The 9,918-nt window shown below is 40.2% G+C and carries 8 protein-coding genes; 3 read left to right on the forward strand and 5 right to left on the reverse strand.

The features are described 5' to 3' along the window. Window positions 1-26: 26 nt before the first annotated feature. The 4 genes from B2X72_RS07720 to B2X72_RS07735 all read right to left on the reverse strand — a co-directional run bounded on the left by B2X72_RS07720 (window position 27) and on the right by B2X72_RS07735 (window position 4,852). Entirely contained in the window at window positions 27-1,697 is a 1,671-nt protein-coding gene (locus tag B2X72_RS07720; RefSeq protein WP_286848915.1) for a glutamine--tRNA ligase/YqeY domain fusion protein, read from the reverse strand. Between the two features lie 178 nt (window positions 1,698-1,875). Then, window positions 1,876-2,523, reverse strand: coding sequence for a carbonic anhydrase (locus tag B2X72_RS07725; protein ID WP_088163180.1), 648 nt, complete (start codon window positions 2,521-2,523; stop codon window positions 1,876-1,878). Between the two features lie 208 nt (window positions 2,524-2,731). Next, window positions 2,732-4,276 carry a SulP family inorganic anion transporter gene (locus tag B2X72_RS07730; RefSeq protein WP_088163179.1) on the reverse strand — a complete coding sequence of 515 codons (1,545 nt, stop codon included), beginning with the start codon at window positions 4,274-4,276 and terminating at the stop codon, window positions 2,732-2,734. Between the two features lie 240 nt (window positions 4,277-4,516). Beyond that, on the reverse strand, window positions 4,517-4,852 hold the full coding sequence (locus tag B2X72_RS07735) for a hypothetical protein (RefSeq protein ID WP_232475633.1): 336 nt from the start codon (window positions 4,850-4,852) through the stop codon (window positions 4,517-4,519). Window positions 4,853-5,019: 167 nt separating this feature from the next. Here B2X72_RS07735 and B2X72_RS07740 point away from each other — a divergent pair, with 167 nt between their 5' ends. The 3 genes from B2X72_RS07740 (at window position 5,020) to B2X72_RS07750 (ending at window position 8,390) form a co-directional block, all read left to right on the forward strand. Continuing rightward, entirely contained in the window at window positions 5,020-6,561 is a 1,542-nt protein-coding gene (locus B2X72_RS07740) for a helicase HerA-like domain-containing protein (RefSeq protein WP_286848920.1), read from the forward strand. A gap of 134 nt (window positions 6,562-6,695) precedes the next feature. After that, window positions 6,696-7,607, forward strand: coding sequence for a sugar phosphate nucleotidyltransferase (locus B2X72_RS07745; RefSeq protein ID WP_088163177.1), 912 nt, complete (start codon window positions 6,696-6,698; stop codon window positions 7,605-7,607). Window positions 7,608-7,706: 99 nt separating this feature from the next. Then, the gene (locus tag B2X72_RS07750) at window positions 7,707-8,390 is read left to right on the forward strand and encodes a TIGR02117 family protein (protein WP_286848922.1); all 684 of its coding nucleotides are present in this window, start codon (window positions 7,707-7,709) and stop codon (window positions 8,388-8,390) included. 109 nt (window positions 8,391-8,499) lie between these two features. Here B2X72_RS07750 and dnaK read toward each other — a convergent pair. After that, window positions 8,500-9,918, reverse strand: a 1,419-nt coding sequence (gene dnaK, locus B2X72_RS07755) for a molecular chaperone DnaK (RefSeq protein WP_286848924.1), incomplete at its 5' end; no start/stop codon positions are given.

A 9,918-nucleotide genomic window follows, 5' to 3' on the forward strand; every position in this document is an offset into this window, starting at 1 on the left:
ACCTCTTCTTTTTATAGTGTACGGTTTTACGCGTTTTTCTTTACTTCCTTACCCCAAGAGTCTTTTAATGTAACCGTACGGTTAAAGACTAAATGAGCTGGAGTTGAATGTGTATCTAAGGTAAAATATCCCAATCGTATAAATTGATATCCTTTCCCCGGGGTTGCATTTGCAAGATCCGGTTCAATGTAAGCACGTTCAATAATATGTAGGCTTTCAGGATTGATCGATGCTTTAAAATCTTCTGCTGCAGCAGGATTTTCATCATTGAACAATCTGTCGTACAATCTCACTTCAGCTTCTTTTGCATGTGGAACCGAGATCCAGTGGATTGTTCCTTTTACTTTTAATCCCGAAGTGTCTTCTCCCGATTTTGAGTTTGGAACATACGTACAATGAACTTCCGTTACATGGCCATTTTCATCTTTCACAAAATCATGACAGGTGACGATGTAAGCATGTTTCAAACGTACAGAAAGCCCAGGGCCTAAACGGAAGAATTTTTTTGGTGCATCTTCCATAAAATCATCGCGCTCTATCCAGAGCTCCTTTGAAAATGGAATGGAGCGTGAACCTTCACCACCTTCGACTTCTGGATTGTTCTCGCCAAGAAGATCCTCTACCTGACCATCAGGATAGTTGGTGATCACCAATTTGATTGGATCAAGAACAGCCATTCTGCGCCATGCCGTTTTGTTGAGATCCTCACGGATACAAAATTCCAAAAGACTGACATCGATCATGTTTTCACGTTTTTGAACACCGATTTTTTCACAGAAGTTGCGGATACTCGCAGGTGTATACCCTCTTCTGCGCAATCCTGAGATCGTAGGCATACGCGGGTCGTCCCAGCTTTCAACAAACTTCTCATTGACCAATTGTAGCAATTTACGTTTACTCATGACGGTATAAGTCATATTCAAACGTGCAAATTCGTATTGTTTGGAAGGGAAAATCTCCAATTTATCAATACACCAATCATAAAGTGGACGGTGTGGAATAAATTCCAGCGTACAGATCGAATGTGTAATTTTCTCAATGGAATCTGATTGTCCATGCGCAAAATCATACATCGGGTAGATACACCATTGATTCCCTGTTCTGTGGTGATGTGCATGTTTGATGCGGTATAACAAAGGATCACGCAAATGCATATTCGGGCTAGCTAAATCAATCTTTGCGCGTAGCACTTTTTCACCATCTTGGTATTTACCGGCACGCATAGCCGCGAATAAGGTTAGATTTTCCTCAATAGACCTATCGCGATAGGGCGTTGGAACACCCGGTTCTGTTGGGGTACCTTTTGCTGCTGCAATTTCTTCAGCAGTACTGTCGTCGACATAAGCTAGACCTTTTTTAATTAGATCAACGGCATAACTATATAGTGTCTCGAAATAATCTGAAGTATATAATTCCTCTGCCCACTGGAATCCAAGCCATTGAATATCTTTCTTGATACTTTCAACATACTCAGTGTCCTCAGTGACAGGGTTAGTGTCATCAAAACGTAGATTAGTCTTGCCATTATACTGCTGTGCTAATCCAAAATTCAAGCAGATGGATTTGGCGTGACCAATGTGGAGGTAACCATTTGGCTCAGGAGGAAAACGTGTCAATACACGTCCGCCATGCTTCCCTGTACGAAGATCCTCTTCGACAATTTCCTCGATAAAATTTAATGATTTTTCTTCACTCATAATACAAAGTTAATTATTCGCCGTGAAATATTAGCTAGGAGATCGTAGATATTCGGCTTAGCAAGAGTGGTTGAATATGCCAGCTGTATCTGTTGGAATGGAGAGACTTAATAACGTTGGGATATGAAATAAAAAAGGGACGAAATTTCGTCCCTTTTTACCGATTTTTATTACTACTCTATTTATAAGCGAAGACTTCACCTAGCTCATCATTATTGGTAAAGGTACAGTGTTGATCGATCAATTCTCCCGTGCCGATATTGATAATCATTCCATGTACCGCAAGATCATTACGTTCTTTCCATGCGTTTTGGATAATCGACGTCGCACAAAGATTGAAAACCTGTTCTTGTACGTTGAGCTCGATTAAGCGATCTACTTTTTTATCATGTTCCTGGATCGCATCGATCTCTGCGCTATGTAAGCGATAGACATCCTTGATATGGCCCAACCAGTTGTCGATAATACCATACTGCTTACGGCTTAAAGAAGCCGCAACACCACCGCAGCCATAGTGACCAGCGATAATCACATGTTTTACTTTCAGCACATTCACGGCATAGTCTAATACGGAAAGCATACTCATATCCGAGTGAATGACCATGTTGGCAATATTACGGTGAACAAAAACTTCCCCCGGCTTAGTACCTGTCAATTCATTTGCGGGTACACGGCTATCTGCACAACCGATCCAAAGAATTTCCGGATTTTGACCTTTAGCAAGTTGTTGGAAGCGTCCCGTAGCGTCATTCTTTACAAATTCCATCCACTCTTTATTTCCCTTTATGATATTGTCAAATCCTATTTTTAAATCTTTATTTTCCATATTCTTCTTATTTCACTCTTGCCCAAAGGCATCGTTTCGATTTTATTATAATAATACAAATGTCTAAATTCATTGTTTACTTCAAACAACTTATTTTTTATTGAAAATCTGTTCTTGATGTTCAATAATCCTTCCTCTTGTTTCAACCAAGGGTGCTGGTAGAACGATGGAAGGTAATGGCTTACGCGATACGTCGAAAACCTTTCCCTTATGAGGAGGGTTTTTTATAGACAACCTGCAAAAGCTCGATGTCTTTTCCCTTACTTCTCGCGTTCTGCTCAAAATCTTTTATGACTTCGATGACATCCTTGTCTATAAATTTACTGAATGTTCCATCGATGCGGATCTTACTGATAGATTTTGGTAAGCTGTATAATTTCTGTTGGATAGGAACCTTGTTCAAAAAGGATACTTCCTCCGCTAATGTAATGACGGCCTTATCTTCTTCATTGTCTTTTTCAATATTATATTTGAAAGCATTTTTCATATTTGCTCTCAAAATATAGAATGTCGCCACGACAATACCTATTCCTACACCCATAAGAAGGTCGGTAAACACGATCGCTACAATGGTGACAAAAAATGGAATAAATTGATCTAAGCCTTTTTTGTACATTGAGGTGAATAGGCTTGGTTTAGCCAATTTATACCCTGTATGGAGAAGGATAGCCGCTAAACAGGCCAAAGGAATCATATTCAGCATTGTTGGGATAGCGAGCATAGCGACCAATAGCCACATACCATGCATGATAGCAGACTGTCTTGTTTTTCCACCTGCATTGACGTTTGCTGATGAGCGTACGATAACGGATGTCAATGGTAGACCGCCTAGAAGTCCACTGGTCATATTACCGATTCCTTGTGCAACGAGTTCACGGTTGGTTGGCGTATTTCTTTTGTAAGGGTCTATTTTATCAACCGCCTCGATACTCAATAAGGTTTCTAGACTTGCAATAATTGCAATCGTAAATGCAGCTATCCACACATCTTTGTTGACAATCTGTGTGAAGTCCGGTAGGGTAAATAATCCTGTGAATTCAGCAAAAGAACCTACAATAGGGACCAGAACAAATTGTTTATCATGCAATTGGAGTGCTGAGCCGTTGAAAAAATAAGCTAAGCTTACGCCCAGAATCACGACAACCAATGGGGCCGGAACCTTATTAAGCTTTGGAATAGATGGCCAGAAGATTAGAATTGCCAATGATAGTGCACAGATGATCAATGCACCAAAGTTGATCGCAGAGGCGATCGTATCAAAATAGGCGCCAATACCATGTCCATTGTCCATTTCGAAGGCATGTGTTTCCACTAAGCCCAATGCCAAAGGAATCTGCTTCATGATAATTGTGATGCCGATCGCGGCAAGCATACCTACAATGACCGCTGAAGGGAAATAATTGCCGATCATCCCGGCTTTTAATATACCAAGAATGACCTGTACTACACCAGCGATCACGACGGCAAGTAGAAAGGTTTCATATGCGCCCAGGCTTTGAATAGCACCTAAGACAATAACGGTAAGACCAGCAGCTGGCCCACTTACACTGAGTGGTGATTTACTGATTGAAGCGACAACGATTCCACCAATTACACCAGTCAATAATCCTGCAAACAATGGCGCACCAGAGGCCATTGCAATTCCCAAACATAATGGAAGTGCCACCAAAAACACCACAACACTAGCAGGGAAGTCATATTTTAAGTCTCTTTTCGATAGTTTCAGAAAAGCCGACGTACGAGTTCCAAACATAAAATTTGTGTTTATCTATAAATAAAGTTTTCATCAGGCAACCTTTAGTGAGCTGTAGCTGTGTATCGTTATATCATCTGACCTTCAATAACATTGACAACGTGTCTTGCTGAGAAAGCTAAACGATAAGATTCAACCGAACTAAAGCCGATAGGTTACTTCAGAAAAATCAAGGATACCGCACATGCTTTATCTTTTGCATGCGGGTCGATGGAAGTACATCCCCGAGGGATGCCTTTATTAACAGTTAGGAGGCGGTGTTGGAACCGTAGGATGGAAAGCTAAAATGCTTTTCTCATTTTTAAGATAATTCTTCTGTTTTCCTTGGTTCTCAACGATAATGGTTTCAAATACAATAGGTTCTTCTGTTTTTGTATTGAAAAATTTTGAGGCGGTTTCAAGTGTGTCGTTACTTGCACCGTTATTGTTTTCGATTTCCAGTTGTAAAACGACCTGTAAGATGGTGCTTTGATCTAAGCTGTTGGAAAAAATAGGCGAAATAGAGATGGCCATCTTTGTGAAAAAGATGATAGCACAAAGGAATGCTGCCACAAATCTAAACCGCTTATTTAACATTTTTTATTACCTTTAATCTTACTGTTTACATCGTAAAAATAGTAATTCTATGTTAAATTCAAATTAATAGTGCACTAAAAATAAAATTTGGCACGAAATTGTGACGAAGAGATTATTTTTTGAAAAGTTTTCAATTTTCTTTGATTTATAAATATTAAGCCTTTCGTATGGCAAATAAAGAACAATTTATTGAGAAGGTCCAGGCCTCCTATAATCCCAAGGGAGCATTTATCTATCTGGGAGCGGGAATGCTCAATGGTGAAATTTTGGCTGAGGCAAAAGTGAATCTAGCCTTGAAAATGATGAACCGTCACGGACTTATTGCCGGGGCCACCGGAACCGGTAAAACGCGTACGCTACAATTAATCGCCGAACAGTTGTCGGATGCCTCTGTACCTGTATTTATGCTGGATGTCAAGGGCGATTTATCAGGCTTAGCAGAACCAGGTGTCACCAATCAGGCCCTTATTGATCGGGGAAACGCCGTGGGCGTGCCGTTTGAGCCGTCGTCATTTCCCGTTGAACTGTATTCACTTTCTGGCAATAAGGGGATTCCTATGCGGATTACCGTAGAAGATTTCGGACCTGTCTTGCTGGGCCGGATCCTGGAACTCAATGAAACACAAACAGGGGTATTGGCCGCAATGTTTAAATATGCGCAAGATCATCAAATGCCATTGATCGATTTTTCAGATACCAAAAAACTGCTAAGCTACCTTTCAGAAGGACCTGGTAGCGAAGAAATCAAAAACGATTATGGTAAGATTAGTTCCGCCAGCTCGGGAACTATCCTGCGTAAGATCGTCGCTTTGGAGCAGCAAGGTTTGGCTCATATCTTTGGCGAGAAAGAGTTTGATATCAACGATTTGTTTCAAAAAGTAGATGGGAAAGGCGTGATTAGCCTGTTGAATATTTCCGATGTGCAAGATCAACCTGTACTGTATTCTACATTCTTATTGAGTTTATTGGCACAATTGTTTAAAAATATGCCCGAAATTGGCGACCTGGATAAACCGAAGCTGGTCTTTTTCTTTGATGAAGCCCATCTGCTGTTCAACGGAGCTCCTAAAGCCTTTTTGACACAGGTGGATCAGATTATTCGTCTTATCCGTTCGAAGGGGATAGGTGTTTTCTTCTGTACACAGTCTCCAACCGATGTACCGGAGTCTGTATTGGCGCAATTGGGAAATCGGGTGCAGCATGCATTGCGTGCCTTTACACCCAACGATGCTGAAAACTTAAAGAAGACAGTCAAAACGTATCCAAAATCTGATTTTTATGAAATTGATCAGATGTTGACCGCTTTGGGGACGGGACAGGCATTGATTACCGTATTGAACGACAAAGGTATTCCTACAGAGGTTGTTGCTACGCATTTGGTACCAGCACGTGCCGTGATGGGGCCTGCAGCTGATGCAACAATCAACCAGATTATCAATCAGTCTGATTTGAAAGCTAAATACCAGGAGCGACAGGAAAATCGTTCTGCAGCTGAAATCATAGATGAAAGAATGCAGGCCGCTGAGCAGGAACAACAACGTGCGGCACAGGAAAAAGAAGCAGAGAAGGCAAGTCGGCCTTCTTCCAGAAGACAGACGCCTTTGGAGGCTGCACAACGAACTGCGACAACGACGCTAGCACGGGAAGGAGTTAAGTTGTTGGGCAAATTAGCGACGGGTTTATTAAACGCATTTTTAAAAAAGAAATAACAATAATTTTTTGATTCTTTTCGTTTCAATACTATACCTTTGAAGGTGGAGCTGAACTTAGCTAAATTTGCTTTTAAGGGCAAATTTAGCTAAGTTTGCGGACGAAAAGAAAATTCTATTAACGCAATTTAAATATGAGTAAACCAACCCTTTTGATTTTGGCAGCAGGAATGGCTAGCCGGTATGGTTCTTTAAAACAAGTCGACAGTTTTGGCCCACACGGCGAGACAATTATTGACTATTCAATTTACGATGCCATTTGCGCAGGATTTGGAAAAGTTGTCTTCATTATCAGGGAGGAGTTCCTAGATAAAATGAAAGAAGTTTTTGATGAAAAATTGAAAGGTAAAATAGAAGTAGATTACGCTTTTCAAGATTTTGACCTAACGAAATTTGGCGTTAACCACGTTATCGAAAGAACTAAACCTTGGGGTACTGCCCATGCGGTGATGAGCGCTAAGGATAAAGTGCATGAACCTTTTTGTGTAATCAATGCAGACGATTTCTATGGTTCGGATTCTTTTCAAAAAATGGCCGAATTCTTAACAACCGAAGTCTCTGATGAGCAAATGTCATTGATGGGCTTCCAGGTTGGAAATACCATGTCTGATTATGGTTATGTTTCACGCGGAGTATGTGAGGTTACCCCTTCTGGACATATGGAAAGTGTAACTGAACGTACAAATATATACTACAAAGGTGAAGGTGACGATCGCAAAATCGTTTATGAAGAAAATGGTGTTGAAACAGACCTAGATCCAAAAACCCGCGTTTCGATGAACTTTTGGGGCTTTACACCAAAGATTTTCGAAGTGGCGCAGGCGATGTTCCCTGCATTTGTTGAGGAAAATAAGGAGAATTTAAAAGCAGAATTTTTCATTCCTTCCGTACCGGATTATATGGTGAAACATAAGTTGGCTGATTTTAAAGTGATCCCAACTTCTTCGAAATGGTTTGGCGTAACTTATAAAGAAGATAAACCTATCGTACAAGAATCGATTTCGAAATTAGTAGCTGATGGAATATATCCTGAAAAGTTATTTTAAGAGCTAAAAGAAATAGCTTATCTTTCACCTGTATTGTCAAGCAATACAGGTTTTTTTTTGACCTGTGCGCTAGATTAATTGAGCGGAAATAGATCTTAGATGAAAAAAATTCTTAAAGTGTTTGGTTATATTATTTTAGGATTGTTGTCTTTTTGTGTGCTCTATATTGTTGCTGAATACAGCCTGTCAAGAATTTCGGCTCCAACGAAGAATATAGACGAAGAGAAGACGATTCAGGTTTTTGTTCAGTCCAATGGCATTCATACCGATATTGTATTGCCTGTCGTTAACGAAGAGATGGATTGGTCGCAACTATTTCCCTATGGGAATACAGTTGGGAAACATAGCGGATATCGGTATGTAGGTATCGGTTGGGGTGATAAAGGATTCTATTTGGACACACCAGAATGGAAGGATTTAAAAGCATCGACGGCCTTTGTTGCTGCCTTTGGATTGGGGGAGTCTGCCATGCATGTGACCTATTACAATTCGGTTCAGCAGGATGAGTTATGTTTTGCTTATCAGATCAGTAGATCCCAATATCGGGATCTGATAAAATATATAGAAGATTCGTTGGATCGAAATCAAGCGGAAACTATTTTGGTGAAAACAGATGCACAGTATGGTGACTCAGACGCTTTTTATGAAGCAAAGGGAGCCTATAGCATGTTTTATTCCTGCAATACCTGGACAAATAATGCCTTAAAGAAGGCAGCTATGCCAGCAGGTATTTGGGCTACTTTGGACAAAGGAATCTTAAGTCACTATAAGGATAAGAAGTAGCTGGAAATGCATAAGTGTATTGCGGTGAAGGTTAAACGAGATAGTGAAAGTAATAGACATAAAAAAGCTCCGGGAATAATCCTGGAGCTTTTTTTATGAGGAGGAGTGATTATTTCACTTCTTCGTAATCTACGTCAGTTACATCATCACCACCTTGGTTTCCACCTTGAGCTTGACCTGCATCACCTTGAGGTTGTTGTGCACCACCTTGAGAAGCAGCATACATTTCTTCAGAGGCAGCATTCCAAGCATTTTGCAATTCTTCAGAAGCAGCGTCGATATCAGCAAAGTTTTTCGCTTCGTAAGCAGCTTTTAATTTTGTTAAGCCAGCTTCAATTGGCGCTTTTTTATCTGCTGAAATTTTATCGCCATATTCTTTCAATTGTTTTTCAGTTGAGAAGATTAAAGCGTCAGCTGCATTTACTTTGTCAGCTTCTTCTTTCATTTTTTTGTCAGCATCAGCATTTGCTTCAGCTTCTTCTTTCATGCGTTTGATTTCGTCGTCAGACAAACCTGAAGATGCTTCGATACGGATATTTTGTTCTTTTCCAGTAGCTTTATCTTTTGCAGATACTTTGATGATACCATTCGCATCAATATCAAAAGTAACTTCGATTTGAGGAACGCCACGAGGAGCTGGTGGAATGTCATTCAAATGGAAACGGCCGATTGTACGGTTTTGGTTTGCCATAGGACGTTCACCTTGTAAGATGTGAATTTCTACAGATGGCTGATTGTCTGAAGCAGTAGAGAATGTTTCCGATTTTTTAGTTGGAATTGTTGTATTTGCTTCGATCAATTTAGTCATCACACCACCCATTGTCTCAATACCTAATGAAAGTGGAGTAACATCCAATAATAAAACGTCTTTTACTTCACCTGTCAATACACCACCTTGGATAGCAGCACCTAAAGCTACAACTTCATCTGGGTTTACACCTTTAGAAGGCTCTTTTCCGAAGAATGCTTTTACAGCATCAACGATTGCAGGGATACGAGTAGAACCACCTACTAAGATAATTTCATCAATATCAGATTTGCTGAAACCAGCATTTTTCAATGCAGACTCACAAGGAGCAATTGTTCTCTTGATCAAGTCAGCAGCCAAAGCTTCAAATTTAGCGCGTGATAATGAACGAACTAAGTGTTTTGGACCAGTTGCATCAGCAGTGATATATGGCAAGTTGATTTCAGTAGAAGTTGCGCTTGATAATTCAATTTTCGCTTTCTCAGCTGCTTCTTTCAAACGTTGCAATGCCATTGGGTCTTTTTTCAAGTCAAAGCCATTGTTTTCACTTTTGAATTCTTCGTTCAACCAGTTGATGATTACGTTATCAAAGTCATCACCACCTAAGTGTGTATCACCGTCAGTAGATTTAACTTCAAATACTCCGTCACCTAATTCTAATACCGAAACGTCATGTGTACCACCACCACAGTCAAACACAACAATTTTCATGTCTTTGTGTGCTTTGTCTAAACCGTAAGCTAAAGCTGCAGCTGTAGGTTCGTTGATGATACGTTTTAC

Source organism: Sphingobacterium sp. UBA7253 (genome assembly GCF_002472745.1).
Classification (GTDB): Bacteria; Bacteroidota; Bacteroidia; order Sphingobacteriales; family Sphingobacteriaceae; genus Sphingobacterium; species Sphingobacterium siyangense.

Bases quoted from the DNA above. Each gene is read 5' to 3' on its own strand.
- B2X72_RS07745 (WP_088163177.1), top strand. From the start codon at position 6,696: ATGAGTAAACCAACCCTTTTGATTTTGGCAGCAGGAATGGCTAGCCGG.
- B2X72_RS07730 (WP_088163179.1), bottom strand. From the start codon at position 4,276: ATGTTTGGAACTCGTACGTCGGCTTTTCTGAAACTATCGAAAAGAGAC.
- B2X72_RS07750 (WP_286848922.1), top strand. From the start codon at position 7,707: ATGAAAAAAATTCTTAAAGTGTTTGGTTATATTATTTTAGGATTGTTG.
- B2X72_RS07740 (WP_286848920.1), top strand. From the start codon at position 5,020: ATGGCAAATAAAGAACAATTTATTGAGAAGGTCCAGGCCTCCTATAAT.
- B2X72_RS07735 (WP_232475633.1), bottom strand. From the start codon at position 4,852: ATGTTAAATAAGCGGTTTAGATTTGTGGCAGCATTCCTTTGTGCTATC.
- B2X72_RS07720 (WP_286848915.1), bottom strand. From the start codon at position 1,697: ATGAGTGAAGAAAAATCATTAAATTTTATCGAGGAAATTGTCGAAGAG.
- B2X72_RS07725 (WP_088163180.1), bottom strand. From the start codon at position 2,523: ATGGAAAATAAAGATTTAAAAATAGGATTTGACAATATCATAAAGGGA.